General features: G+C 67.2%; 21 protein-coding genes. 2 read left to right on the plus strand and 19 right to left on the minus strand.

Annotation, left to right across the window (positions count from 1 at the left end; all coding sequences use genetic code 11):
• Window positions 1–279: 279 nt before the first annotated feature.
• Entirely contained in the window at window positions 280–1908 is a 1629-nt protein-coding gene (locus AC1DT6_RS24535) for a hypothetical protein (RefSeq protein WP_441629507.1), read from the plus strand.
• A 294-nt stretch (window positions 1909–2202) separates the two neighbouring features.
• On the opposite strand, the gene AC1DT6_RS24540 is transcribed toward AC1DT6_RS24535, so the two are convergent.
• Window positions 2203–3279: a 3-ketosteroid-9-alpha-monooxygenase, oxygenase component gene (locus AC1DT6_RS24540; RefSeq protein ID WP_441629508.1), complete on the minus strand. Its 1077-nt coding sequence runs from the start codon at window positions 3277–3279 to the stop codon at window positions 2203–2205.
• Window positions 3280–3605: 326 nt separating this feature from the next.
• On the opposite strand from AC1DT6_RS24540, the gene AC1DT6_RS24545 reads away from it, so the two are divergent.
• Window positions 3606–4736 carry a formylglycine-generating enzyme family protein gene (locus tag AC1DT6_RS24545; RefSeq protein WP_441629509.1) on the plus strand — a complete coding sequence of 377 codons (1131 nt, stop codon included), beginning with the start codon at window positions 3606–3608 and terminating at the stop codon, window positions 4734–4736.
• A gap of 78 nt (window positions 4737–4814) precedes the next feature.
• On the opposite strand, the gene AC1DT6_RS24550 is transcribed toward AC1DT6_RS24545, so the two are convergent.
• From AC1DT6_RS24550 to AC1DT6_RS24635, 18 genes are all read right to left on the minus strand, one after another.
• Window positions 4815–6065: an NADH:flavin oxidoreductase gene (locus AC1DT6_RS24550; protein ID WP_441629510.1), complete on the minus strand. Its 1251-nt coding sequence runs from the start codon at window positions 6063–6065 to the stop codon at window positions 4815–4817.
• A gap of 254 nt (window positions 6066–6319) precedes the next feature.
• Window positions 6320–8782, minus strand: coding sequence for an efflux RND transporter permease subunit (locus AC1DT6_RS24555; protein ID WP_477102747.1), 2463 nt, complete (start codon window positions 8780–8782; stop codon window positions 6320–6322).
• Window positions 8783–8839: 57 nt separating this feature from the next.
• Window positions 8840–9820, minus strand: coding sequence for a WD40/YVTN/BNR-like repeat-containing protein (locus AC1DT6_RS24560; RefSeq protein WP_441629512.1), 981 nt, complete (start codon window positions 9818–9820; stop codon window positions 8840–8842).
• Window positions 9821–9891: 71 nt separating this feature from the next.
• Complete coding sequence (locus AC1DT6_RS24565; RefSeq protein WP_477111402.1) at window positions 9892–11094, minus strand: acetyl-CoA C-acyltransferase; 1203 nt, start codon at window positions 11092–11094, stop codon at window positions 9892–9894.
• 19 nt (window positions 11095–11113) lie between these two features.
• On the minus strand, window positions 11114–11569 hold the full coding sequence (locus AC1DT6_RS24570) for a MaoC family dehydratase (protein ID WP_441629514.1): 456 nt from the start codon (window positions 11567–11569) through the stop codon (window positions 11114–11116).
• Between the two features lie 74 nt (window positions 11570–11643).
• Window positions 11644–12462, minus strand: a complete 819-nt coding sequence (locus tag AC1DT6_RS24575; RefSeq protein WP_441629517.1) for an SDR family oxidoreductase — start codon at window positions 12460–12462, stop codon at window positions 11644–11646.
• 5 nt (window positions 12463–12467) lie between these two features.
• Window positions 12468–13682: an acyl-CoA dehydrogenase family protein gene (locus AC1DT6_RS24580; protein WP_441629515.1), complete on the minus strand. Its 1215-nt coding sequence runs from the start codon at window positions 13680–13682 to the stop codon at window positions 12468–12470.
• A gap of 35 nt (window positions 13683–13717) precedes the next feature.
• Window positions 13718–14884 (minus strand): acyl-CoA dehydrogenase family protein, encoded by a 1167-nt coding sequence (locus AC1DT6_RS24585; protein ID WP_477111403.1) that lies wholly within the window; start codon window positions 14882–14884, stop codon window positions 13718–13720.
• A gap of 44 nt (window positions 14885–14928) precedes the next feature.
• Window positions 14929–15804 carry an SDR family oxidoreductase gene (locus AC1DT6_RS24590; RefSeq protein WP_441637046.1) on the minus strand — a complete coding sequence of 292 codons (876 nt, stop codon included), beginning with the start codon at window positions 15802–15804 and terminating at the stop codon, window positions 14929–14931.
• A gap of 50 nt (window positions 15805–15854) precedes the next feature.
• Window positions 15855–17006, minus strand: coding sequence for an acetyl-CoA C-acetyltransferase (locus tag AC1DT6_RS24595; RefSeq protein WP_477114969.1), 1152 nt, complete (start codon window positions 17004–17006; stop codon window positions 15855–15857).
• 14 nt (window positions 17007–17020) lie between these two features.
• Window positions 17021–18121: an acyl-CoA dehydrogenase family protein gene (locus tag AC1DT6_RS24600; RefSeq protein ID WP_441637050.1), complete on the minus strand. Its 1101-nt coding sequence runs from the start codon at window positions 18119–18121 to the stop codon at window positions 17021–17023.
• 52 nt (window positions 18122–18173) lie between these two features.
• Window positions 18174–19343: an acyl-CoA dehydrogenase family protein gene (locus AC1DT6_RS24605; protein ID WP_441637052.1), complete on the minus strand. Its 1170-nt coding sequence runs from the start codon at window positions 19341–19343 to the stop codon at window positions 18174–18176.
• A gap of 9 nt (window positions 19344–19352) precedes the next feature.
• Window positions 19353–20171 carry an enoyl-CoA hydratase family protein gene (locus AC1DT6_RS24610; RefSeq protein ID WP_441637054.1) on the minus strand — a complete coding sequence of 273 codons (819 nt, stop codon included), beginning with the start codon at window positions 20169–20171 and terminating at the stop codon, window positions 19353–19355.
• A gap of 12 nt (window positions 20172–20183) precedes the next feature.
• The gene (locus AC1DT6_RS24615; protein ID WP_441637056.1) at window positions 20184–21293 is read right to left on the minus strand and encodes a nitronate monooxygenase; all 1110 of its coding nucleotides are present in this window, start codon (window positions 21291–21293) and stop codon (window positions 20184–20186) included.
• Complete coding sequence (locus tag AC1DT6_RS24620; protein WP_441637058.1) at window positions 21290–22180, minus strand: enoyl-CoA hydratase; 891 nt, start codon at window positions 22178–22180, stop codon at window positions 21290–21292. The genes AC1DT6_RS24615 and AC1DT6_RS24620 overlap by 4 nt, the downstream gene beginning before the upstream one ends.
• Before the next feature lie 8 nt (window positions 22181–22188).
• Window positions 22189–22992 (minus strand): CoA-transferase subunit beta, encoded by an 804-nt coding sequence (locus AC1DT6_RS24625; protein ID WP_441637060.1) that lies wholly within the window; start codon window positions 22990–22992, stop codon window positions 22189–22191.
• Window positions 22993–23018: 26 nt separating this feature from the next.
• The gene (locus AC1DT6_RS24630; RefSeq protein WP_477102756.1) at window positions 23019–23909 is read right to left on the minus strand and encodes a CoA transferase subunit A; all 891 of its coding nucleotides are present in this window, start codon (window positions 23907–23909) and stop codon (window positions 23019–23021) included.
• Between the two features lie 4 nt (window positions 23910–23913).
• Complete coding sequence (locus tag AC1DT6_RS24635) at window positions 23914–24810, minus strand: VOC family protein (protein ID WP_441637064.1); 897 nt, start codon at window positions 24808–24810, stop codon at window positions 23914–23916.
• Window positions 24811–25297 lie beyond the last annotated feature (487 nt).

The raw sequence follows: 25297 nt of genomic DNA on the forward strand, positions 1-25297 counted from the left end.
TGGGGTTGCCGCGGTTGCCCTCCTGAATCGCCGCAGCGTCCCATAGTGTACGTTCCATGCCGACGGGCCTGGTCAGATCCGTGCCGCAATGCCGGCAAGATGCTGCGCCCAGATGTCCCCGCCACCTTCACATTAGCGTTGTTGGCCACAGCAAGCCGCCGGGCGGCACGCCCGCGTGAGCGCATCGTGCATTCCGCCGATTGAATGGCTCCGCCGAACAACCTCAATTCGTCAGCCTCACCTCACAATCACAGCCATACTTATCCACGGAGTTACCCAATGAGAGCATTGCTCTTCGCGTCGACCGCGGTCGCGCTTGCGACAGCAAGCCTTACGTGCGCGCAAGCCGCCCAGCAAGAGAACGCCACCTTCCCGGGCCGCAACCCCTGGCTGACCGACAGCGTCTATCCCATTTCGCACGACAATCCGGCCGCGACCGATTCCGTCCCGCATGCCGGCCCAACCAAGGGCCGCAGGCTGTCGACAGATGATGTGAAGTCCGTTCCAACCGTCTTTACCTCGAATCCCACAGTGAAGAAGATCGGCGACAAGACGATCATCTTCGCTGCCGGCGTCGAGGGCATCAGCAAGATCGACGCGACCGGTGAGGCCTATGACCTGGTCTCACTCCTGCCCTACCCTGGAATGGAGAAACTGGCCACGAATGCCAATCGCGAGAAGATCCGGGCGGCACTGGAGGAAGTCGATGCCGCTCGGCGCGCGAATGATGACGCCAAGCTGCTGGCACTGTCGGGGAAGATGGAGGAACTGGGCTTCAAGCGCCAGTCGCTGGCCAACGGCGCCTACAACATGATTGACAAGGATGGCGTTCACTATGCGGCCTTTGGTGGCCTGAAGATCCTCAAGTCCACCGACGACAATGATCCGAAGAAGCCACTGCGCGTCGTCAAATTCCGGGACTTCTCGGAGGCATTGCCTGAGGACATGCGCAAATCTGCCATCATCGGCATGGGCATGACCTATGCTGGCGATGTCGTTGCCGCGGCGCATGGCGCAGTGCTCCTGCTGGACCGCGACCTCAATCTCAAGAGCACGATGCTGCTGCCGGGCGAGGCGATCGAAAACAGCATCTGCATCGACGAGAATAGCGGCATCTATGTGGTCACCTCCAAGCGCATGCTGAAGATCGTCTGGACTGGCAACAAGCTGTCCTATGATGAAGCCGATGGTGGCTGGCAGTCCGACTACAACACCATGAGCAGGGCGCAGGCCGTCGCTGCCGGCGCTCTGACGACTTCTGGCGGATCCGGCACCACGCCGACGCTGATGGGCTTCGGCAACGACCCCGACAAGCTGGTTGTGATTGCCGACGGTGATGAAAAGGGAGCCAACCTCGTGGCCTTCTGGCGCGACCGGATTCCGCCCGGATTCAAGCAGAAGCCGGGCACCAAGTCCGCACGCATCGCTGATCAGATTCCACTGGAAATATCCAAGGCCACGGTCGAGCCGTCGCCGGAGGTGCTGGGCTATGGCGTCGCCCTGCTGAATAACTCCTACCCGAAGCCCGCGCCAGATATATGGGGCAACGCGATAACGCCCGGCCTGACCCGGCCCGCCCCGCGTGGGGTAGCCAAGTTCAACTGGAACACTCGGACGAAGTCATTCGAGAAGGCCTGGGTCAACAAGGAAATCGACAATACGGATGTGATGGTCCCTGTCATTTCCGCCAAGAGCAACATGATCTACCTCGCCAACAAGGAAAACGGCAACTACGAGTATGTAGGCCTTGACTGGGATACCGGCGCCATCAAGGCCCGCTGGCCGTTCCCGGACGACAGCCGCAAATGGAACGCCTGGGGCGGCATTACCGCATTGCTCGAGGATGGGGATCTGCTGATCGGCGGCATCTTCTCCACGAAGCGGGTGAACGTCGGAGACGGGAAGTAGCGGCAACGTGAGCGCGGCGCCAAAGACTCTGCATAGAGTCGTGCGCCGCTCCACACCAGTCGCTGCAAAGGAGAATCCCGAGAGAGGCCTTCATAGGCTCGCAGCGACTGTAGTGCTGACCTGCCTGCGCTCGGATGTCGCCTGCGGCCGATGCGCCGCAGCGTGACAGTACCTTCTGAAAGGTTAGAAACGGCATCTTAAGTCATCGGCGTACGCAACATGCCTCTGTGCGACGCCCGGCGTCAAGAACTCTGCTGCCGCCTCCGGACCGGAGGCGGCAGCACTCCCTTCTTCCTACCCCTCAAATACATGATGCAGCTTTGGCGCATCAATTCCCGCTATGTTCATCTCGATCACCTTGCGCCCGACACTGGCTGGCCGTACCTCCTCCGCGTCTACATAGAACTGGCTATACCAGTCCCGCATCTGGTAGATGGGCCCATCTCCCTCGCATAAAAGCGGATTGTCGGTGCGGATCTTGGAATCCCAGATCACCACATCCTCGTAAAAGGCATTGCGCGCCTGTTCCACATAGGCTTGCGCAATCGCCTCATTCTGCTCGTCGGAAAGGCCGGGAACCTTCTTTACCAATACGCCATAGCGCAGTTCGAAACTGTTCATGTCGATGGGCACATGGCAGTTGAGCAGAATCGAATGGATCGGCTGACCGTCCATCTGGCCACGCATTTCCGTAATGTGGTACGCCGGGCCGAAATAGGTGGATAGCGCGGTCAGGCAATCTCCGGCGGAGAGTCGGGCGCTGCGGCCGACCAGCACTTGCGTGGCCTTGTGGCCCTCGAACAGATTGGCGAAGTAGTCGATCGGCGCACCGTGCACGGTATCGAAGTGAGCCATATCGGAGATGTTGTCGACCAATTCCCGGCAATTCGTTTGAATCACCATCTTGTCGATTGCCCACGCGGACCATTGCTCCGAGTAGCATGCCTCGATGCGCGGGATCGCCACCTCGGGTGGAGGTGCGTTGCCCTGGGGATCGTGCCAGATGAAGAGCAGATTGTTCTGCTCGCATGTATCCCAGCTGCCGATGCGCGCCTTCGGCGGCACTCGCTTGCAGTAAGGGATCGACTTGCAAGCGCCATCGCCACCCCACTGCCAACCATGGAAGGGGCACACCAACTGGTCGCCTTGCACGGTACCGGTACTAAGGTCCGCGCCCATATGCGGACAATAGCTATCAATGATGCGAATGGTGCCGGCGGAATCGGCAAAGGCGGCAAGGCGGCGGCCGAAGATGTTCAGTGTGTGCGGCTTCCCGTCGCGGTAATCCGCGGCCGGCCCGAGGCAATGCCAGCCGCGCGCATACCGCGATTCCAGCGGCCGGGATTCAATTTTGTAGCCAGTTGCAGGCATGTCCCCTCCTTTTGATTTAGCACGTTCCACAGTACATAGCCCAGGGCCGTGCCTCATCGTCTCTTCAGACTAGACAGCGAAAGACGCACGCGGTGGGCGTAGCCGATCAAAGCGGGCCCGGAGATGGCACACATAAATGCTTCGGTAGTCCGGGAAGACGATGCCAGGCAGTTGTATCATCGCGATCATCGGATAATCGGCGGCTCCTCCTCTATCGCCCCAACGTGGACGACATCGATGAGCCAGGCCAGGAATCAACCCAGTAAATTCATCGCACGCCCAGACAGACCGCGGGACGCTGCGACAAAAAAGGATTAGGAAATACCATGAAACGCCGAGCGCTTATCTCGGGATTACTGGCAACCGGAGTTGCCGGCGCGGCTGGACTGCTGAGCGCGAAATACCTCAGGGGTTCTTCCAAGACAGGCCAGTTCAAGGAGCCCGTGATCGGCGATGGGGTGACAGGTCCCAAAGGCATGGTCTGGGTCCCTGGGGGGACATTCTTGATGGGCAGTTCATCCAAGCGGGCCCTTCCCAGCGAAGGACCGGCCCACCGCGTGCAAGTCAGYGGGTTCTGGATGGACAGTTTCGATGTGACAAACGCCGATTTCAGACGCTTCACCGAAGCCACTCGGTACGTCACGACAGCTGAGCAGAAACCAAAGTGGGAAGACATACGCCCGCAACTGCCGCCCGGCACGCCAGAGCCCGATCCCGGGACGCTTGTCCCCGGCAGCATGGTATTTGTCGGCACGAGCGAACCCGTCGACCTGGGCGATTGGTCGCGCTGGTGGAGGTATGTGCCTGGGGCGAATTGGCAGCATCCGCTCGGCCCCCATAGCAATCTGGCCGATAGGGAGAATCATCCTGTGGTGCAGGTGTCGTACGTTGACGCGCTGAACTACGCCCGTTGGGCTGGAAAGCGCCTGCCGACCGAAGTGCAGTGGGAATTCGCCGCGCGCGGCGGCCTCGAACAAGCGGACTACGCCTGGGGAGACGAACTCACTCCCAACGGCAAGAAGATGGCCAATACGTGGGACGACCGGGCGCGTCAATTTCCGGTCGTCAGCCGCAACGAAAAGATCCAGGTCGGCACATTGCCGGTTGGCAATTTCGCGCCGAACGGCTATGGCATCTACGATATGGCCGGCAATGTCTGGCAATGGACGGCTGACTGGTATCGCTCCGACGCGTTCGCCATCGCGGCCCGCAAAGGACAGGCCTCCGACCCCCAAGGCCCCGTCGACTCATATGACCCCGACGATGCAGGGGCACCCGTCGACGCCCCCAAGCGAGTCATACGGGGCGGCTCTTTTTTGTGCAGCGAGACTTATTGCACCAGCTACCGGGTCAGCGCAAGGAGAGGGTCGGACCCGTTCAGCGCCATGTCGCATCTGGGCTTCCGCACGATCATGACCCAACAGGACTGGCTTGCCAGGAAATCAAGTACCGACTGACAGCGCGTCGGTCCGGGCATGGCGTCGAGAAGCCGGGCGAAATCTGCCCGGCATCGGTGGGCAGAAGTCCCGCAAGTCTCAATCCGCCTGCCCGGCCGCCAGTATCGTGGTCAGCCTGGGATCGGCCGGTGGCCCGTAAACGCAGGAAACGCCGGCGGGATCATAGATTTTTGCAACGCAAGCATTACAGCTGTCGCATGCCGAACGTGTCACCGCGCCGGTTCGCCAGTGATCGGCCAGGGCCGGATCATGGATCAGCGCGCGCGCCAGGGCAACGCAGTCGAAGCCCTCGCCCAACAGTTGCCGCGCATTGTCCAGCGACTTCACGCCGCCGATATAGGCCAGCGGCATCCGCACCGCCTGGCGGATCACCCGGGAAGCGTCAAGGAAATACAGTTCACGGAACTTCAACTCGCGMGGGGTACGCTTCTCCAGAATCGAGATACCGAGCCTGGCCAGCGCGTGCGGCGCCGTGGCTTTCATCTGGGCCGTCGGCATCGCACTGCCAAACAACACCCACGGGCTTTCGACATTACGTCCGCCACTCAGCGTCAGCAGGTCGGCCCCCTCCCTTTCCAGGATGCGCGCCGTGATGGCGGAATCCGCCGCTACGTTGCCGCCGGGCACACCGTCAACCACACTCAGTTTGCAGCACACCGCCAGCTCCGCCCCGACGGCGTCCTTGACGTGGCGCAGCACCATCGCCGGGAAGCGCGTGCGGTTTTCCACTTCACCGCCAAAACGGTCGCGCCGCCGGTTGCTGAGCGGAGACAGGAACTGATTGAGCAGGTAGCCGTGCCCCATATGGATCTCGACCGCGTCAAAGCCTGCCTCCCGCGCGAGGCGCGCGGCATCGGCGAATTGCATGGCAACCCGGAACATGTCGCTCTCGCGCATGGCGCGCTGGAAATACACGCCATACATCATGCCGAAAGCATTCAGGCCAGCCGATGCGGTCAGCGGCGCGCGGCTCCCGCCATGCCGCATCATCGTAAACGAGCCGGCATGCGTAATCTGCAGGCAAGCCGCGGCGCCCTCACGATGCACCGCGTCGGTCAGCACCCGCAGATGCGGTATGGCCTCGCGGGTCAGGACGAGCTGATGCGAGAAGGTCAGCCCCTCCTGTGCGACGGCAGCATACGCGACCACCGTCATGCCGATACCGCCGGCTGCGATATCCCGGTGATGCTTGACCAGCGCCTGTGTCGGCAATCCTTGCGGTGTCATGCCCTCGTTCGCACCGGCCTTGATCAGGCGGTTGCGCAACGCAAGGGGGCCGATCCGGATCGTTGAGAACGGCGATCCATCAGTGGGGGCCTGTTGCCACATCTTATTCTCCTTCCTGCGCGATTCTATGTCGCGCCTGGCACGCCACGCCCTGCCTCATGCAGCAGGGCCGCCGGCTACTATCGTTTGATGACTGCCCCACGGCCCGGCCCGGCCATCCGCGGGACGCTATGTCGAATCGCGAGGAATGCACTCACGATGTCCAGATCGAGATGTCAATTGTAAGCGTCCGCCCCCTTCGAATTGCAGCAGATTCTTCAAATGATGACGGGCCGGCCGCGCGAAGGCCCGGCGGTTCAGGCCGCGTCGGACTTGAGCGGGCGCCCTTCGCTACCGGCCATCCTGCCCACGCGTGCCTCCGCGCCGCGGGCTTTGTTGCCGGCCGCCCGGCGTTCCTCCTCTTCCACGCCCAGCCAGCTCGCCAGCGCCGGCAACAGGAAGACGGCGCCGAACAGGTTGACCATAAACATGAAGGCCAGCAGGATGCCCATGTCCGCCTGGAACTTGAGCGCCGCGAAGGCCCACGTACCCACCCCGATGCACATCGTCATGGCGGTGAACAAGGCGGCGTTGCCACGCTGGCGCATGGCCTCGGCGAACGCCTGCGGCAGGTTCTGCCCTTCATGGCGCAACTGGTGCTGCATGCGCTCATAGAGATAGATGCCGTAGTCCACGCCAACCCCTACGCCCAGCGTGATCACCGGCAGCGTCGAGACCTTCAGGCCAATCCCCAGCCGCGCCATCAGCGCGCTGCAAAGGACGGACACCAGCGTCAGCGGCACGATGATGCACAGCACGGCCCGCCAGGAACGGAAGGTCAGCAGGCACAGCAGCGTGATGGCGCCGAAGATCGCCAGCAGCATGGTTACCTCGGCTTCGTCCACCGCTTCGTTGGTGGCTGCCATCACGCCGATATTGCCGCCGGCGAGGCGGAACGCCACGTTCGGCGTCTTGTCTGCGGCGATAAGGTGCTGGATCTCCTTGACGATATGGGCAATGGTGGCGCCTTCGTGATTGGCTGTGTAGATCAGCACCTGGATGGCCTGGCAGTTCGCGGTGTTCATGCCGTTCTCCGGATCGAAGGCTTTGGCGCCCTGGGTCAGGCCATCGCTATTGCGCGGCAGCGCCTCCCAGCGTGGATTGCCTTCGTTGAAGGCGCCGATCATCACCTTGGCGAGCGACGGCACGCTCACCACCGATTGCACGCCCGCCACACCGCGCAGGTTCATCTCGAAGCGCTCCACCGCGCCCATCACCGGATAGTGCAGGCAGGCGTCGTCAAAGCCTTTGGGTTCCACCACCACCGTGAGCACGTCCACGCCGATGTTGTACTGGCCGACGATCTGCGCGTTATCGCGGTTATAGCGCGAGTCGGCGCGCAGTTCCGGAGCACCGTTGCCGATATCGCCGACCCTTAGTCCCCGTGACTGCACCGCACCGAACGCCAACAGCGCCAGCGACACGCCGAACACCACCAGTGCCGGCCCCGGGCGGGCAAAGTGGCCGAACCGGTTCCAGAAGGTGCCATGCCGCCCGGCACGCGCCCTGGCGGCCGCCACCACGCGCGGCTCCAGGCGCGTGTATGACAGCAGCAGCGGCAGGAACACCTTGTTGGTGACGATCATCAGCAATACGCCGAGGCATGCGGTAATGCCCAGCTCACGCACGATCTCGATCTCGATGCGCATGATGACCATGAAACCCAGTGCGTTGGTCAGCAAGGCTACCGTGCCGGGGATGAACAGCTTGCAGAAGGCCGCGCGCGCGCTCTCGACCGGGTCATTGTCCTGCACCACTTCCTGTTTCCAGGCATTGGTCATCTGCACCGCGTGCGAGACGCCGATGGAAAAGATCAGGAACGGCACCAGGATGGACATTGGGTCGATGCCGTAGCCCAGCAGCGGCAGCAGGCCTAGCAGCCACCCCACCGGCAGCAGCGCCACCACCAGCGCCAGCAGGGTAATGCGCAGCGAACGCGTGTAGAAGAACAGCATCAGCGCCGTCACCGCAAAGGCCAGCGCGAAGAACACCATCACCCCGGCAATGCCGTCTTCCACATCGCCGACAAGCTTGGCAAAGCCGATAATGCTCACTTCCACATCCGTGCCGCCCAGGCCGGTGCGGATTTGCTCCAACTGGCGTGCCACCTTGCCGTAGTCGAGCGCCTTGCCCGTAGCGGGATCCACATCGCTCAGATCGGCGCGGATCAGCGCGGACTTCAGGTCATTGCTTACCAGCCGGCCGATCTGGCCTGAGCGCGCCGCGTTGCGGCGTACCTGGTCGAGCTGCTCCGGGGTACCAGAGTATCGGCCGGGTACCACCACATCCCCCCGGAATCCCACCTCGGTCACCTCGGTGTAGCGCACATTCGGCGTAAACAGCGAGAACACATGTGAACGGCGCACGCCTGGAATGAAGAACACATCGTCGGTAGCACGACGCAGCTTGTCCATGAAGGCCGGGTTGTAGATATCGCCTTCGCCCTTCCAGCGCAGGCTGATCAGCACGGTATTGGCCCCGGAGAACGTGCCGGCGTACTTGGTGAACACCTGCATATAGGGATGCTGCAGCGGGATCATCTTGTTGAAGCCCGGATCGAGCCGCAGGCGCGTGGCGGACAAGCCCATCGCCACGGTCATCGCCAGGCACAGCACCAGCAACAGGCGGCGGCGCCGGATCAACAGGTCCGCGCAATGCGCGACGAAGCGGCTCAGGCGGGTGGTGGTGGCCCGGGGGCCGGAGATTTCGGGGCGGGTCATGGCGTTCTCGCTTCTATGCAATGCGGTGTGGCGCTGAGAGTTGCGGCAGGAGGAAGATCAGGGCGCGGCATGCGGGGCCAGGGTGAAGCGGGCAATCCCCGCGTTGCCGGCCAGCGTCAGGGCATTCCCCCCCGCGGCCGGGATGAGCGCCGCCAGGGTCTGCGCGCTACCGCCCGCCACCGGCTTGAAATGGCGCCCGCCGTCCGCCGAGACAGCCAGCATGCCGCCCTGGCCGGCCACGGCGATGCGGCCGTCCGCCAGTTGCGCGCCACCGAAGAACGAGGTCTTGAGCCCCACCTCGGCGGCCTCCCAGCTCGCGCCGAAGTCGGCGCTGCGCAGCACGTTGCCGCGCATGCCATAGACCAGCCAGGCGCCGTCGCGCAGCGGCAGCACGCCGTAGAGCGAGCCCTCGTAGGGCATCTTGACCGCTTCCCAGGTGCCGCCGCCATCGGCGGAGCGCAGCACCAGGCCGCTCTCGCCCACCAGCATCAGGCGGCCCTGATGATCACCGGCAATGCCGTTCAAGTGCTTGTCCTGCATCAGCGGCGTGGCTGCTGACTGCCAGTGCCCGCCCTGGTCGTGCGACACCAGGAAGCGCCCGAAGCTGCCGACGGCGAACCACGGACCCGCCGCCTGGCCCCAGACGCCCAGCAGGGGGTCCGACTGCGCCGTATCGAAGGCCACCTGCTGCCAATGCTCACCGCCGTCGGCGGTGCGCAGGATCCAGCCGCTGTGTCCCACCGCCACGCCGACCCTATCGTCCTTGCCACCGGCAAAGACAAGCTGCGTGAGCGCGGCGCCGTGCTCCGGCGTCACGCTGGCGAGCCGCCAGTGTGCGCCTTCGTCGTCGCTGAGCAAGATCGTGCCGCGCTCGCCGACCGCCACCATGCGGTCGCCGGACCGGGCGATGCCATTGAGCTGCAGCCGATCCGCCCGCAGCGCGGTGGCTGCGAAGGCAGGCAGGGGCCGCGGCGAGAAGGACCATGCCGCGGCAGCCAATACCGTCAGCGATACGCCGATGCCAATCACTTTTTTCATTGTCGTCTCCTCCGCGCCGGGGGCATGGCCCGCCTTGGGCTGGCCGTTCGCACTGCCACCGGCAATGACCGCTACAGCACGTCGAACAACGCGGCGGCGCCCATGCCGCCGCCGACGCACATTGTCACCACCGCATGCGCGGCGCCGCGCCGGCGTGCTTCGAGCAAGGCGTGCGCGGTCATGCGCGCGCCCGACATGCCGAAGGGATGGCCGATCGCGATGGCGCCGCCATTGACGTTCAGCCGCGCGTCCGGAATGCCGAGCATGTCCCGGCAGTACAGCACCTGGCAGGCAAAGGCTTCGTTCAGTTCCCACAAGCCAACGTCCTTGACCGTCAGGCCGTGGCGCGCCAGCAGCCTGGGCACGGCGAACACCGGGCCGATGCCCATCTCGTCCGCCGCGCAGCCGGCCACGGCCATGCCGCGATAGCGGCCCAGCGGGCGCAAGCCGCGGCGCTCGGCCTGCTCGCGGCTCATCAGCAGCACGGCGGCGGCACCGTCCGACAGTTGCGAGGCATTGCCGGCGGTGATGTGGAGCCCTTGCGGCACCGCGCGCCCGCCGCTCCATACCGGCTTGAGCGCGGCCAGGCTGTCGGCGCTAGTATCTGGCCGGTTGCACTCGTCCTGCGCGAGGCGCACGGTCTCGTGCCCGATGAGCGCGCCCGCCTTGTCGTACAGCGCGCGGCGCGTCTCCAGCGTCACGATCTCGTCGTCGAACAGGCCCTGGCGCTGCGCCTCGGCGGTGCGCTGCTGGCTGCGCAGCGCATACTCGTCCTGCGCCGCCCGGGCTATGCCATAGCGTTGCGCCACCACTTCAGCGGTCTCGATCATTGCCATATACGCGTCCGGCTGCCGGGCCAGCACCGCCTCGGATTGCGCGCGGTAGGCGTTCTTGTGCTTGTTCTGCGTCAGCGAGATCGACTCGGCGCCACCGGCCACCACGATGTCGGCCTCGCCGCAGATGATGCTTTTCGCGGCCGTGGCGATGGTCATCAGCCCCGACGAACACATGCGGTCCATGGTCATGCCCGGCACGCTATCGGGCAGGCCCGCCGCCACCGCGCACAGCCGGCCCAGGTTGTAGCCCTGCGTGCCCTGTTGCGCGGCGGCGCCGATCAGTACATCGTCGACCTCGGCCGGGTCGATCCCCGCCCGCTCCACCACGGCGCGCACCACGTGCCCGCCCAGCGCCGGCGCCTCGGTATCGTTGAAGGCGCCGCGGAATGCCTTGCCGATGGGCGTACGCGCCACGGCGACAATGACTGCTTCTCTCATGCTGCTTTCCTTGGAAGTATCAAAAGTAATAGCGGCTGATGGTGTCGGCCACGCAAGCGGGCTTATCCTCGCCCTCGATTTCCACGCTGATGCGCACCACCGACTGCACGCCGCCGGGCAGCGCCTCGGCGCGCACCAGTTCGCCCACGCCACGCAGGCGCGAGCCAACCCGCACCGGGGCCGGGAAGCGCACCTTGTCGCAGCCGTAGTTGACGCCCCAGCGCAGGTTTTCGACCGTCAGGATCTCCGGCAGGAACTGGTTGACCAGCGACAGGGTGAGATAACCGTGCGCAATGCAAGCGCCAAAGGGACCTTGCGCCGCGCGCTCGGGATCCACGTGCAGCCATTGGTGGTCGCCCGTGGCCTCGGCAAAGCCGTCGATGCGCGCCTGCGTGATGACGGTCCAGGCGCTGTGGCCCAGTTGCTCGCCCACGGCGCTCATCAGCGCCTCGGCGGAATTGAATACTCGTGTCATGCCTCTCCTTGCCTCGCTGCTTCCCTCGCTTCTTCCCTGTTCCGGGGTTCCTGCTCCGCGCGGGCCATTAGCCGCTACGCCCGCTGACTGCTGACAGGCAACACTTCGCCCGTCATATACGACGCATAGTCGCTAGCCAGGAACACCATCACATTCGCCACCTCCCACACCTCGGCCGCCCGCCCGAACGCCTCGCGCGAGGCCAGCTCCCGCAGCAGTTCCGCCGGCGCCGACTTCCGCAGGAAATCGTGCAGTGCGATACTCGGCGCCACCGCATTGATGCGCACGCCGAACTCCGCAGCCTCTACCGCGCTGCAGCGTGTCAGCGCCATCACACCGGCCTTGGCGGCGGCGTAATGGGCCTGCTCCTTCTGCGCCCGCCAGCCCAGCACCGAGGCATTGTTGACGATGGCCCCGCGCCGGCGCGCCTGCATATGCGGCAGCATGGCCCGCGTCATCCGGAAGGTGCCGGTAAGCGTAATGTCGAGCACCCGCGACCATTCGGCATCGTCCATCTCGACTATGCGGCGCGAGCCGCCCAGCCCGGCGTTGTTGATCAGCACATCGGTGCCGCCCAGGGCCTCCTCGGCCGCCGCCACCAGGGACCGCACCTGGGCCTGGTCGGAGACGTCGCAAAGCTGGCCATGGATCGCCTGCAGGCCGGTTTCGGCGCGCAGGGTTGCCACAGCCTCGCTGAGCCGCTTCTCGTGGATGTCGGAGATCATCAGCGCGCGGCACCCCTCCTCCGCGCAGCGGCGGGCGGCGGCAAAGCCGATGCCCGCGCCGGCGGCGGCGGTGATCAGCACGCTCTTGCCGGCCAGCAGCTGGTGGCCGGCCACATAGGCCGGCGGGGGGAGCGGGGTGCCGGCCGCGGCCGGTTGCTTGTCTGCCATTTCAGTCATGACTGTCCTCTGGCCTCGCGGGGCATGCCCAGCCCGCGCTCGGCGATGATGTTGAGCTGGATTTCGTTGGTACCGGCGTAAATGGTGTCGGCGCGCGAGAACAGCGCCATCTGCTGCAGGCGCGTGCGGCGCGCGTCCGCTTCGTCGATCCGGTTGGCGTCCGGGCCGAGCACGTCGAGCGCGAGCTGGCCCAGGTCGCGGTGCCAGTTCGACCAGTAGTACTTGTAGATCAGGGTTTCGCGCTGCAGCGCCGCGCTGGCATCGCCGGCACCGCCCTCGGCGCCTTCCAGCATGCGCAGCGCGTTGTAGCGCATCACCCGCAGGCCGGCCCAGGCGCGCGCCATGCGCTGGCGCAGCGCCGCGTCCTGCCAGGCGCCGTTGGCGCGCGCGGCCTCGGCGACCCAGCCAAGCTCGTGGGTGAACTGCATCTGCTGGCCCAGGGTGGAGATGCCGCGCTCGAAGCCCAGCAGCGCCATGGCGATGCGCCAGCCGTCGCCCGGCGCGCCCACCACATCGCCGGCGGCGGCGCGCGCGCCATCGAAGAACACCTCGTTGAACTCCACGCCGCCACCCATCTGGCGGATCGGGCGGATTTCCACGCCCGGCTGCGCCAGCGGCATCAGCAGGAAGACCAGGCCCTTGTTCCCGCGCGACGCCGGATCGCAACGCGCCAGCACGAAGATCCAGTCCGACTCGTGGGCCAGCGAGGTCCACACCTTCTGCCCGCTCACGCGCCAGTCCCCGGTGGCGGGATCGCGCTCGGCGCGGGTGCGCACATTGGCGAGATCCGAGCCGGCGCCCGGCTCCGAGTAGCCCTGGCACCAAAACTCGGTGCCGTTGCGAATGCCCGGCAGGAAGCGGGCCTTCTGCGCCTCGCTGCCGAAGGCGATCAGCGTGGGACCGATCAGCCCTTCGCCGATATGGCCCATGCGGCCGGGGCCGCCGGCACGCGCGTACTCCTCCTGGAAGATTACCTGCGACATCACCGGCAACCCGCGCCCGCCGTGCGCCTGCGGCCAGCCCACGCAGGTCCAGCCGCCGTCGGCCAGGCGGCGCTCCCAGGCCTTGCGCAGCCCGGGATGCGCTTCTTCGTCGCCCGGGCCGCCGCGATGCTTCAGGCAGGCGAATTCGCCGCTCAGGCTGGCGGACATCCAGGCCGCCACCTCCGCGCGCAGTTGCGCTTCCCCGGCGGAGGCATTTTGGTTTTCCATCGAATCCATGCTTGTCCTTGCGCTGCTGATATGGCTCATGCGGCCAACAGGCCGTCGGCGATCCGGGCGAGCGCGGCGGCGGCGCCCCCCAGCCAGCCGCCGGCGGCCTGCGCGCGCTTGAAATAGAGCTGGGGGTCGTACTCCCAGGTAAAGCCCACGCCGCCGTGCAACTGGATGGCCTCCTGGGCGCAGAAGCCGAAGGCATCGCCGGCGGCAAGGCGCGCTGCGGCAACATCGAGCCTGGCTGTGTCCATCGCGCCGCCTGCCGCGCCCGCCTGCCAGGCCCGCGCGGCGCCGTGCACCGCGGAGCGCGCGGCTTCCACCGCCACCATCATCTGCGCGCAGCGGTGCTTGACGGCCTGGAAGGCGGCGATCGGCCGGCCGAACTGGATGCGCTCGGCGGCGTAGGCCACGGTGAGGTCGAGGCATTGCTGGGCGCCGCCGAGCTGCTCGGCGGCGAGCATCAGGCTGCCGTGCCACATGGCGGCGCCCATGCCCGCCGCCACCCCGGCGCCTTGCGCCAGGCAGGCTTTCGCCTCCACGCGCAGCCCGTCGAAGACGAGGTCGGCCAGCGGGCGGGTACGGTCCAGCACCGCCAGCCGGCGCAGCCCGAAGCCTGGCTGGCCCGCCAGCGCCGCCGTTTGCAGCAGGAACAGCGCCGGCTGCCCTGCCGCGCCGCCGGAAAGGCGCGCGGGCACCAGCAGCCAGTCCGCGCCGGCGGCGTCGAACACCTGCGCCACCTGCCCGTCCAGCACGAAGCCATCCCCGGCCGCGGCGGCAGTGACGGTCAGCGCATCGGCATCGAGCGCGCCGTCCGCGCCGGGCGCCATCCAGGCAGGCAAGACCAGCGCGGCACGCGCCTCGCCCTGCGCCAGCCGCGCCAGCCACGGCGCGGCGGCCTCGGGCGCGAGGCTGCCCGCCAGCGCCGGCGCCGCCAGGCAGATGGCCGACCAGTACGGCACGCAGGCCAGCCGCTGGCCCATCTGCTCCATCAGCAGCGCCAGCTCGACGGCGCCCAGCCCGGCGCCGCCCGCCGTTTCCGGCAAGGCAATGCCGCACCAGCCCAGTTCGCCGGCCATTTCCCGCCACAGGGCGGTGTCATGGCCGTCCTGCGCCGTGCCAGCAACCGCATCCACCACCCGCCGGACCGCCGCCGAATCGCTGCGCACGGCCAGGAAATCGCGCGCGGTGTCGCGGATCATTTGTTGTTCCAGGGAGAGCGTGAAGCGCATCGTCCGTCCCCGCCTCAGGCGCCGTAGACGCATTGCGCCGGCTCGGCGCGGGCGAGCAGCGCGTCGATCGCGCCGCCCAGCTCGGCCACTTGCCAGCGCGCGCCCCTGTCGGTGCTCGCGCCGGTGCGCCAGCCGTCCGCCACCGCCACCATGCCGCCCGCCGCCTCGAACACGCGGCCGGTGACATGGCGCGAAGCCGCGCTGCCAAGCCAGACCACCAGCGGCGCGATATTGGCCGGATCGTAGTAGTCGAAGCCTGCCGCCGGCGCTTTCATCATCTCCGCAAATACGCCTTCGGTCATGCCGGTGCGGGCCGCCGGCGCGAGCGCATTGGCGGTGATGCCGTAGCGCGCCAGTTCCGCCGCCTGCACCAGCGTCAGCGCGGCAATACCGGCCTTGGCGGCGGCGTAGTTGGACTGGCCCACCGAGCCTTGCAGCCCCGCGCCGGAGCTGGTGTTGACGATGCGCGCATCGACCGGCCGCCCGGCCTTGGCCGCGTCGCGCCAGCGCCGGGCCAGCAGGTTGGCCAGGCAGAAGTGGCCGCGCAGGTGCACGCGCATCACATCGTCCCAGTCGGCTTCGCTCAGGCTGACGAACATGCGGTCGCGGCAGATGCCGGCGTTGTTGACCAGCACGTGCACCTCGCCGAACGCCGCCAGCGCGGCATCGACGATGCCCTGGGCCGTGGCCAGTTGCGTGATGTCGTCATCGCTGGCGAGCGCCCGCCCGCCTTGCGCGCGGATCTCCGCGCATACCGCCTCGGCCGCCTCGCGGCGAATATCGTTGACCACCACGCTGGCGCCTTCCGCTGCGAAGGCCAGCGCATAGGCGCGCCCCAGGCCGCCGCCGGCGCCGGTGATGATGACGGTCCGTCCGTCGCAGATTCCCATGTCGCTACTCCCCTTGTCCGTTGCTTGCGCCAGTGCCCCGGGAACCCGGCTCACAGGCGCTCGATGATGGTGACGTTGGCCAGGCCGCCGCCCTCGCACATGGTCTGCAGGCCGTAGCGGCCGCCCGTGCGCTCCAGCTCGTGCAACAGCGTGGTCATCAGCCGCGCGCCGGTGGCGCCGAGCGGATGCCCCAACGCGATGGCGCCGCCGTTCGGGTTGGTGCGCTCGGCCGGGTAGCCGGTCTCGGCCAGCCAGGCCATCGCCACCGAAGCGAACGCCTCGTTGATCTCCACCACGTCGATGTCTTCCCAGCGCAGGCCGCTGCGCACCAGCGCGCGTTTCGTGGCGGGAATGGGCGCGGTCAGCATCCACAGCGGGTCGTCACCCATCACGCTCATATGGGCGATACGCGCGCGCGGCGTGAGCCCGTAGCGCTTGAGCGCGTCTTCGGAGACCACCAGCAATGCCGCCGCCGCGTCCGCGGTCTGGCTGGAAACGGCGGCGGTCAGTGCACTGCCGGGCATCAGTGGTTCGAGCGATGCCATCTTGGCGAGCGTGGTATCGGGCCGCGGCGTTTCGTCATGGACTACGCCTGCGCAAGGCACGATCTCGCGCTGGAAGCGGCCGCCCTCGATGGCCATGGCCGCGCGCTGGTGGCTTTGCAGCGCGTAGGCTTCCATTGCCTCGCGCGACAGATTCCAGTGCCCGGCGATGCGCTGCGCGGCGTCGAACTGCGACACCGGCCGGTCGCCGAAGCGCGCCTRCCAGCCCTTGCTGCCGGAGAACGGATCGGAGAAGCCAAGCGCCTGCCCGGCCAGCATGGCCGACGAGATCGGGATCTGCGTCATGGTCTGCACGCCGCCGGCGACGACCACGTCCTGGTTGCCGCTCATCACCGCTTGCGCGGCGAAGTGCACGGCCTGCTGCGACGAGCCGCACTGGCGATCCACGGTCACGCCGGGCACGGTGAGCGGCAGCCCGGCGGCCAGCCAGGCGCTGCGGGCGATATTGCCGGCCAGCGGCCCGATGGTGTCGACGCAGCCAAACACCACGTCGTCATACTCCGCGGCCGGGATGGCATTGCGGCCCACCAGCTCGGCCAGCACGAAGCCGCCAAGGTCGGCGCCGTGCATGTGTGCCAGGCCGCCCTTGCGGCGTCCGGTCGGGGTGCGCAGCGCGTCGACGATATATGCGTCTCTCATGGTCATTCCGCCTGTCAAAGTGTTGATGCCAAGTTGGCTGTGGTGGCAAAGGTGGCGCCGGCGCCGATCGGCACGGCCCCCCCGAGGATGTGCGCGTCCACGCGCGCCTGGTGGAAGGCCCGGTCGCCCCAGCTGTCGGCCAGGGCCCACGCGCGCTTCATGAAGATCTGCAGGTCCAGCTCCCACGTGTAGCCCATGGCGCCGTGCACCTGCATGGTGTGGCGTGCCGCGAGCAGCGCGGCGCGCGTGGCGGCCAGCAGCGCGTGCGACACATGCAGCCCGGCGGTGCCATGGCCTTGCGCCAGCGTGCAGGCCGCGCGGTACACCACCGGCTTGGCGAATTCGTGCTGGATGGCGACATCCGCCAGCAGGTGCTTGAGCGCCTGGTTGGCGCCGATGGCCTTGCCGAACTGCTTGCGCTGGATGCTGTAGTCGATGGCGATATCCAGCATGCGCTGCGTCAGGCCGAGCATCTGCGCGGCGACGCCGAGCGCCCCGCGGTTGAGCGCGGCTTCCCACACGGGCTTCGCGGCCGTCGCGGGCAGCAGCAGGCTGCCGTCGTCCGGCGCCCATCTGAGCGCGAAGAGCCGGCGTGAGGGATCAAGGCTCGCGTGCGCGGCGAGCGTGGCCTGCGCCGGCGGCACCAGGTGCAGCGCGCCGCCGTGCTCGCAGAGGATGGCGTCGGCGACATGGGCGTCGGCCACCATGGCTTGTCCCGGATGCGCCACCGCCACGCGCACGCTGCCGTCCGCGATGCGGCCCAGCCAGCTTTCGCAGCGTTCGCGGGTGCTTGTGTCCTGCGTGGCGGCGTGGCAGTCCGACAGCATGCCGGCCGCCACCAGCGCGGTGTCCAGCAGCGGTTCGGCAAGGGCAAAGTAGCCACACTCCTGCGCCAGCGGCGCCCACTCGGTTTCGGACAGGCCCAGGCCGCCGCAAGCCTCCGGCACCAGCACGGCCGTCAGGCCCTGCCCGGCCAGCCGCTGCCAAAGCGCGTCGGAGCGGCCGCTTGCGCTGCTCCATTGTTCCCGCGCCAGTTCCGGCGTCATTTCGATCATCAGGAAGCGCCTGATCGAATCGACGAACTGTTGCTGCTCTTCGTTAAATGCGAATTCCATGGTGGTTCACGGTTGAGTCGAGGACGAAGCCGGACTGTCAGCCGCCGCGCGCTCAGGCGCGCGGCATTCCCAGCATGCGTTCGGCGATGATGTTGCGCTGGATCTCATTGGTGCCCGCGTAGATCGGCCCGGCCTGCGCGAACAGGAAGCCGTCGAGCCAGGCACCGAGCGTGCCTTGCGTCGCGTCTTGCGCGGGCACCAGCTCGCCCCGCTGGCCGAGGATCGCCAGCGCGGTTTCGTGCATGCGGATATCCAACTCGGACCAGAACACCTTGTTGGTGCTGGACTCCGCGCCGATCTGTCCGCCCTTGACCAGCCTGCTCGCGGTGGCGTAGGTGGATAGCGCATAGGCCTCGGCATCCATCCAGGCGCGCGTGACCGCTTCGCGCAGCGAGGGATCGCGGTCGGCCTGCTCCCGATGCTCGAGATAGAGGTGCACCAGCGCCCGTGCTGTCTCCTGGAAGCGCGCCGGAGAGCGCAGCATCAGGCCGCGCTCGAAACCGGCTGTAGCCATCGCCACTTGCCAGCCCGCGCCCTCCGCCGCCAGGCGGTTCTCCGCCGGCACCCGCACATCGTCGAAAAATATCTCGGCAAAGCCTGTCAGGCCGTTCAGCTGGCGGATGGGCCGCACCGTGATGCCCGGCGTATCCAGCGGCATCAGCAGGAAGGTCAGGCCGTGGTGGCGCGACGAGCCGGGATCGGTGCGGAACAGGCCGAACAGCCAGTCGGCCCAGACCGCGCGGGTCGACCAGATCTTCTGCCCGTTGAGCACGTACTCGTCGCCCTGCCGGATGGCGGTGCAGCGGATCGCGGCCATGTCGGAGCCCGCGTTCGGCTCCGACCAGCCCTGCGCCCATACGTGCTCGCCGGCGGCCATGCGCGGCAGGAAACGCGCCTTCTGCTCCGGCGTGCCGAACTCCATCAAGGTCGGCCCGAGCAGGAAGATGCCGTTCTGGTTGACGCGCATCGGCGCGCCGGCCCGCCAGTACTCTTCCTCGAAAATCAGCCATTCGATCAGGTCGCAGCCGCGTCCGCCCAGCTCTTTCGGCCAGGTGACCATGCTCCAGCGCCCCTCGTACAGGGTGCGCTCCCAGGCGCGATGCTGCGCAAAGCCTTCGGCGGTGTCGAAGCTGGCCAGCGGCGCGCGCGGCACGCGCTCGGCCAGCCAGGCGCGGATCTCGGCCCGGAAGGCCTGCTGGCGTTCGGTGTATTCAAGATGCATCTGGCCACCTCACGCGTTGACGGTGGGAGCCTGCGCCGCGAAGCGCGCCTCGCGCCCTTCCACGAAGGCGGCGCGCGCCTCGTCGGAATCCGCGCTCATATAGGCTTGCAGCGTGAAGCCCTGCTCCCAGCGGTACTTGTCCTCGAGATTGCCGTCCTCCACGCCGTTGAGCGCCTCCTTGGCCAGGCGCACCATGGCCGGGCTTTTTTGCGCGATACGCCGCGCTATCTCCAGTGCGGTATCGCGCAGTGCCGTGCGCGGCACCACCCGCTCCACCGCGCCCAGGCGGTAGGCCTCGGCGGCGTCGATCATGTCGCCGGTGAAATACATCGCCCGCACCTTCTGCACGCCAAACATGCGCTGCAGGTGGGCACCGCCACCCATGGCGCCACGGTCGATCTCCGGCACGCCGAAGCGCGCGCACTCGGCGGCGATCAGGATGTCGGCCGCGCCGCAGATGCCGATGCCGCCGCCGAGCACGAAGCCGTGCACCGCCGCGATAACAGGCTTTGGATTGCGGTGGACCGCGCGGAAGGTGGCGTAGTTGCCGGCGTTGACCGCCACGATGCGCTGCGGGTGCGCCGCCAGTTCCTTGATGTCGACCCCGGCGCAAAAGCCGCGCCCCTCGCCGCGCAGCACGATCACGCGCACGGCGTCATCCCTGCCGAGCCGCTCGATGGCCGCCGCCAGTGCATGCCAGCCCGCGCTGTCCAGCGCGTTGACCGGGGGATGGGCGATCGCCAGTTCCGCCACGCCGTCCCGCACCTCGATGTGGAAGGGCTCGGTACCGTCCTGTGCTACAGGCTCGCTTGATCTCGTCGTTGTCATGAACGTCTGCCTTCAATGGATGGCTTGGATGGGGTTGCTGCGTTCCGGCCTGGCGCTGGCTGGCCCCGCCAGGGCGGCCAGGCGCGCCTGGGCCTGCGCGGCGATGCGGGCAACGATCTGCTCACAGGATTCAATGGCACCGATGGCCGCCGCGGCCTGTCCGCTCGGCAGCACGCCTTCGTCGGGATGGCCCTCTACCATGGCGCGCTGGATCAGCACGGGCGCGTTGGCCGCCATCAGCGTCTGCGCCGCGGTGTAGTCGTGCTGGCGCAGCGCGCGCCAGCCAACCGCCAGCATCTGCGCGAGCCCCATGCCGCTGTGCCGGCGCCACTGGCGGGCGGTGGCCAGCGCCATCAGCGTGCGGCGCAGCGGCCCGGCCTGCTCCAGCGCCAGCAGCAGGCGGTTGTCGATCATCCGCTGCGGCAAGCCGTCGATGGCAAGCGAGACGCGGATCTGCGCCGCATCCCGGACCGCCACGTAGCGCGCCAGCGTTTGCGCCGGCACCGGCGACTCGCTAGACATCAGGAAGCGCGTGCCCATGGCGATGCCCGCCGCGCCGTAGGCCAGCGCCGCCGCCAGCCCGCGGCCGTCGAAGAAGCCGCCCGCGGCCACCACCGGCACCGCCACCTTGTCCAGCACTTGCGGCAGCAGCAGCGTGGTGGGCGTGCCGCCCGTATGCCCGCCGCCCTCGCCGCCCTGCACGGTCACCACGTTAGCGCCCAGTTCCACGGCCTTGGCGGCGTGCTTGGCTGCGCCCACGGTGGGCATGCACACCACGCCCGCGGCCTTGAGCCGGCCGATCATCGCGGCGTCCGGCCCGCGCCCGTAGCTGACCGCGCGCAGCCGGTGGCGGATGGCCATCTCGACTACCTCGTCCGCGTTGGGCTGGAACATATGGAAGTTGATGCCGAAGGGCTGGCCCGTGAGCGCCTTCACCCGCAGGATCTCTTGCTCGACTTCGCCCGGCTCGATGGTGGCGCCTGCCAGGAAGCCGAAGGCCCCGGCATTGCTGGTGGCGGCCACCAGGCGGGCATCGGCCACCCAGCCCATCGCGGTCTGCACGATCGGGTAGCGGCAACCCAGCAAGTCGCACAGCACGGTATGCAGGGGCGCGCCGCTCATGCCGATTTCTCCTCGCCGGTGCGTTGCGATGCCGCCATGGTGCGTGCGTCGAAGCCGCCCAGCTTGTCGCCGCTGACCAGCTCGTTGTGGGCGTGGGCGAAGTGGTGCCAGGCAAAGGCGGCATCCATGGCGGCGCGCTTGCCCTGCAGTTCTTCCACGTGATTGATGGCTTGCTTGGTGAGGCTCAAGCCCAGCCGTGGCATCTGCGCGATCTTGGCCGCCATGCCCTGCGCGGTGGCCTCCAGCGCCTCGCGCTGCACCACGCGGTTGACCATGCCCATCTGGCAGGCGCGCTGGGCATCCATGCGCTCGCCCATGAAGAGGAATTCCTTGGCGATGCGCGGGTTGAGCTCGTAGGCGTGCGCGAAATACTCGACGCCCGGAATGCCCATGCGCACCACCGGATCGGCGAAGAAGGCATCGTCCGACGCGACGATCAGGTCGCACACCCAGGCCAGCATCAGGCCGCCGGCAATGCAGGCACCGTGCACCATGGCGATGGTCGGCTTGGGCAGGTCGCGCCAGCGCCGGCACATGCCGAGGTAGACCTCCTGCTCGCGGGTGTAAAGCATCTCGCCGCCGGGCTTGCCCACATGGTCGGGCCAAAGCGAGACGCGCTCGAACGACTCGCCAATGTCGCGCCCCGGCGTGCCGATATCGTGCCCGGCCGAGAAGTGCTTGCCGGCGCCGCGCAGGATCACGACCTTGACCGCGTCGTCCGCGGCCGCGCGCCGGAACGCCTCGTCCAGCGCGTAGGTCATCTTGGAATTCTGCGCGTTGTGGTACTGCGGCCGGTTCATGGTGACGGTGGCCACGCCGTCGGCCGCTGCGTAGAGCACCTCGGCGTTGGGGCCCAGCCCGAGGGATTCGGTGGCTTGCGATGACATGGTGTTCCTCACGCCGTGCGGACGGCCGGGTTGTCGCGCACGATGGTGGCGCGCAGGTTGTGCGGATCGAGCCTGACGATGACGGCCAGCTCCTCCGCAGTGGGCGCGGCCGTTTCCGGCAGTATTTCTCCGGATGCGTTGGCCAGTGCGAAGCCTGTAGCTGCCCGCACCTGCTCCAGGCTGACGCCGGGATGCAGCGAACGCACGCGGATGGCGTGATCGGGACCGGTGAAATCCATCACGCACAGGTCGGTCACGATGACCCGCAGGTCGACAAAGCTGCGCATGCCTTCGATCCGGCGCGCCGGGTTATAGCCCACGCTGCACACCATATCGACCTCGCCGGCGACAAAGGCGCGCGGGCTATGCGCCGGCACAAAGAAGGAGTTGGCGTGGTGGATGCTGTTGCCGGGAAAGCCGCGTGCGCCGAGCAGCTGCTTCTTTGGCTGCGCATGGGTGCCGCCGAGCATGGAGATATTGGCCTGGCCGAAGCGGTCGATCTGGGTGGGCATCACCAGCGCATGCCGGCGCCCGCCCCACAGGCAGTCGAACACGCGCGCATAGCCCATCCAGCCGCTGGCGCGCACCTTGAAGCCCGCCTCGCGGCGCCCCAGCGGCACCGGCTCTTCCACCAGGTAGGCTTCGCCGTCGGTCAGCATCAGGCCGGGGTTGTGCAGCAACCGCGCCAGCCCGGCCGCGATGCGCGGGCCGGTGCCGATGCCGGTGGCCATGACCTCGCCGTCGTCGCGCCAGGCGCGGGCGGCGGCGGCGATCATCAGTTCGGCGAGAGTGAATTGTTGAGTGGCGCTCACGATGGCTCCTTCTCCTTGTGACGGGTTCAAAGGACCGGCAACGGCAGGTCCAGCACGTGGCCCATGCCACCGATCTTGTCCAGGTAGCCGGCTTCGGTGTCGCCGATCACGTCCTTGCGGTAGGTGGCGAAGCCCGCCGCTTGCTCGGCGCTGGCGCAGTAGGCCTTCAACTGCGGCAGGTCAAAGCCATAGGCAGGCCCGCAGGAAGTGGGATGCGCGCCGCCCGGCGCGTGCACCACGCCACTGACGAGCGCGCGCTCGAAGGGGTTGTTGCGCGCCCGCGCCAGGTCTTCGTCCTCCAGGCGGCCGTGCAGGACCTCGCAGCTCACATAGCACTGGCCTGCCGCCCGCGCGAACCATTCATCGAAGAAGGGATCCGGGCCGTCGATGCGGGTATTGCCCAGCACATCGCTCTCGTTGACGTGCAGCAGCGCGGCGTCCAGCGGGATGGCCGGCATCGCCAGCAGGACTTCGCCATCGGCGTAGGGCGAGCGGACGGTCTTGAGCTGGGGGTTGTGGGCCAGCACGTCGGTCCCGAGCCCGGCGCGCGTCGGCAGGAACGGCAGGCGCGCGGCGGCGGCGCGCAGGCCGAGCTGCAACATGCCTTCGTCGAGCTCCCAGACGTCGATTTCCCCGCGCTCGCGTGCCCCGCGAAAATGCGGCTCCAGCGGGATCACGTCGAGCGAAACGAAGCCGAACACCACTTTGCGCACCTTGCCCGCTGCGCACAGCATGCCGACTTCCGGGCCGCCGTAGGCCACCACGGTGAGATCCTTCAGCGGCGAGCGCAGGATTTCCCGCACCAGCGCCATCGGCTTGCGGCGGGGGCCCCAGCCGCCGATGCCGATGGTCATGCCATCGGCGAGGCGGGCGACCACGTCGCCCGCGGTCATGGTCTTGTCCAATGTCTTGAGCATAGTTCTAGCGATATCCGATGCTGAAATCGTGGCCCCACAGGCTGACCCGGGTGGCCTCGTAGGCGGCGTGCTGGCTCCAGTCGACCACCAGCCCGCCGTAGCCGTACTCGAGGTCGAAGCCGCCGGGCGTCTTCATGTAGAAGGAAACAACGCGATCGTTGCAGTGCTGGCCCAGCGTGGCCGAGAGCGCCACGCCCTGCTGCTGCGCGCGGTCGAGCGCGCGGCCCACCTCCGTCATGTCCTGCACCTCGGCCATCACATGGATGCAGCCGCTGGGCGCGCTCGCCTCGAAGATGGCCAGGCTGTGGTGCCGCCCGTTGCCGCAATGCAGGAAGTGGATGCGCTTCTCCGGCTCGGCCGGATCCGTGGTGAAGCGCGCGCGGAAGATATCCGACAGGCCGAAGCCCATCACATCGCGCAGGAATGCATAGGTTTCGTCGAAGGCGGGCGCCGGCAGCACGGAATGCCCCGCGCCCAGCGGATCGGTGACGAAGCGCGACACGCCGATGGGCGAGACAAAGCGCAGGAAGTCCGAACGCATGCCCCAGAAGATCTCGTGCCGGTTGCCGGAAGGATCGGTGAACCAGGCCATGGCCTGGGTGCGCCGCTGGATGCGCTCGGTCTCGCTGGCATGCGTGACTTCCACGTTTGCCGCGCGCAACGTGGCGAGCGCGTGGCTGAAGGCCGCCTCGCCGGCCAGCTCCCAGCCCGATGCCAGGTAGCGGTCCTGCTTGCCGGGTACGATCAGGTAGCGGTAGTCGCGCTCGTCCATCTTGAGGTAGAGCGCGCCATGGGGGGCGTTGGTGCACGCCATGCCGAGCACTTGCTCGCCGTAGTGGCGCCAGCGTTCGGTGTCGGTGGACTCGACCACGATATAGCCGAGCGCTCGGATGTCCATCATGCTGCCTCCTCGCTGTTCTTGGATTTCATTGGCTGCCGTGGTGGGTGCGGCAGGTTGGTGAAGCCATTGTTCAGCGGAAGTGGGATGTGTACATCGTCTGTTGGGACTAGCCTTGTGGGATTGGTTTGCTGTTTCTTGCCTCGCTGGTGGGGGTTTTGGCGTTTTTTTTGGTGGGGTTTTTCGGCTTCTGGGTGCTGGTGCAGAGTGGCGTGGGTGGGTGGGGTTTTAGCGCTTCTAGCTGCTGGCGCGGCTGTACGGGGTTGGCCGTTTTCGCACACGGAGGTGTCACTTTTCTTTACTCGTAAAGAAAAGTAACCAAAAGAAAGCGATCCTTGCAGGAGGCTGGCGTGTCGGGGTTGCGTAGCCCAATGGTTTCGTCGTCAGGCCCCGGGTTCTAACAGACTCGTGCCGTTACCGATTCAGAGCACCACGACCCGGCCAATGCCCAGGGATTCGTGGTGGTGCCCCCGGTAGCGGAATTCCAGCC

It is taken from the genome of Cupriavidus sp. 01L45, from assembly GCF_056399885.1.

Excerpts from the sequence above, each read along its gene's own strand:
- AC1DT6_RS24590 (WP_441637046.1), bottom strand. The coding sequence starts at position 15,804 with ATGGGAATCTGCGACGGACGGACCGTCATCATCACCGGCGCCGGCGGC.
- AC1DT6_RS24600 (WP_441637050.1), bottom strand. The coding sequence starts at position 18,121 with ATGGAATTCGCATTTAACGAAGAGCAGCAACAGTTCGTCGATTCGATC.
- AC1DT6_RS24610 (WP_441637054.1), bottom strand. The coding sequence starts at position 20,171 with ATGACAACGACGAGATCAAGCGAGCCTGTAGCACAGGACGGTACCGAG.
- AC1DT6_RS24555 (WP_477102747.1), bottom strand. The coding sequence starts at position 8,782 with ATGACCCGCCCCGAAATCTCCGGCCCCCGGGCCACCACCACCCGCCTG.
- AC1DT6_RS24540 (WP_441629508.1), bottom strand. The coding sequence starts at position 3,279 with ATGCCTGCAACTGGCTACAAAATTGAATCCCGGCCGCTGGAATCGCGG.
- AC1DT6_RS24630 (WP_477102756.1), bottom strand. The coding sequence starts at position 23,909 with ATGCTCAAGACATTGGACAAGACCATGACCGCGGGCGACGTGGTCGCC.
- AC1DT6_RS24570 (WP_441629514.1), bottom strand. The coding sequence starts at position 11,569 with ATGACACGAGTATTCAATTCCGCCGAGGCGCTGATGAGCGCCGTGGGC.
- AC1DT6_RS24620 (WP_441637058.1), bottom strand. The coding sequence starts at position 22,180 with ATGTCATCGCAAGCCACCGAATCCCTCGGGCTGGGCCCCAACGCCGAG.
- AC1DT6_RS24635 (WP_441637064.1), bottom strand. The coding sequence starts at position 24,810 with ATGATGGACATCCGAGCGCTCGGCTATATCGTGGTCGAGTCCACCGAC.
- AC1DT6_RS24615 (WP_441637056.1), bottom strand. The coding sequence starts at position 21,293 with ATGAGCGGCGCGCCCCTGCATACCGTGCTGTGCGACTTGCTGGGTTGC.
- AC1DT6_RS24535 (WP_441629507.1), top strand. The coding sequence starts at position 280 with ATGAGAGCATTGCTCTTCGCGTCGACCGCGGTCGCGCTTGCGACAGCA.
- AC1DT6_RS24605 (WP_441637052.1), bottom strand. The coding sequence starts at position 19,343 with ATGCATCTTGAATACACCGAACGCCAGCAGGCCTTCCGGGCCGAGATC.
- AC1DT6_RS24575 (WP_441629517.1), bottom strand. The coding sequence starts at position 12,462 with ATGGCAGACAAGCAACCGGCCGCGGCCGGCACCCCGCTCCCCCCGCCG.
- AC1DT6_RS24560 (WP_441629512.1), bottom strand. The coding sequence starts at position 9,820 with ATGAAAAAAGTGATTGGCATCGGCGTATCGCTGACGGTATTGGCTGCC.
- AC1DT6_RS24565 (WP_477111402.1), bottom strand. The coding sequence starts at position 11,094 with ATGAGAGAAGCAGTCATTGTCGCCGTGGCGCGTACGCCCATCGGCAAG.
- AC1DT6_RS24580 (WP_441629515.1), bottom strand. The coding sequence starts at position 13,682 with ATGGAAAACCAAAATGCCTCCGCCGGGGAAGCGCAACTGCGCGCGGAG.
- AC1DT6_RS24585 (WP_477111403.1), bottom strand. The coding sequence starts at position 14,884 with ATGATCCGCGACACCGCGCGCGATTTCCTGGCCGTGCGCAGCGATTCG.